This is a genomic window from Pseudomonas sp. 67(2021) (assembly GCF_017491835.1).
Lineage (GTDB): Bacteria > Pseudomonadota > Gammaproteobacteria > Pseudomonadales > Pseudomonadaceae > Aquipseudomonas > Aquipseudomonas atacamensis.
In genome coordinates this window covers 1-564 of record NZ_JAFGYL010000061.1, presented here as the reverse complement: position 1 = coordinate 564, position 564 = coordinate 1, and the positions used below count along the sequence as shown (strand labels likewise).

Annotated in this window: 1 pseudogene; it reads left to right on the top strand. The window is 70.7% G+C overall.

The window, feature by feature from the left end:
• Nucleotides 1-564: pseudogene (locus J5M66_RS26490) on the top strand (glycogen debranching enzyme); the annotation flags it as partial.

The window sequence follows — 564 nt, the reverse complement described above, 5'->3', positions numbered from 1 at the left end:
GCCGCACGCAGGGCGGCAACAACAACGGCTACGCGCAGGACAACGAGATCACATGGGTCGACTGGGAGCAGATCGACCAGCCGCTCATCGAGTTCACCGCCGCCCTCACCCGCCTGCGCCGCGAGCATCCGACGTTCCGGCGTAGCCGCTTCTTCAACGGCCGCCCGATCCGCCGGGAGGAGGGCGCGCCGGTGCCCGACATCGCGTGGCTGCGGCCGGACGGCACCGAGATGCAGCCCGAGGACTGGGATTCCGGGTTCGGCCGCGCGATCGGGGTGTTCCTCAACGGCAACGGTATCCGCGAGCGCGATCGCCGCGGCGAGCCCATCACCGATCGGCACTTCTTCGTGCTGTTCAACGGGAGCGACGAGCCGATCGACTTCACGATCCCGGCGGCGCAGTACAGCCCGCGGTGGGACGTCGTGGTGGACACCGCCGGGCATCTCGCCGACTCCGGGCCGCGCTCGGGGGGCGATGTCATCGCGCTCGACGCGCGTTCGCTCGTCGTGCTCCGCGACCACGAGGACGACACGCCCGAGACCGATCACTCGGTCGCCGCGTCGC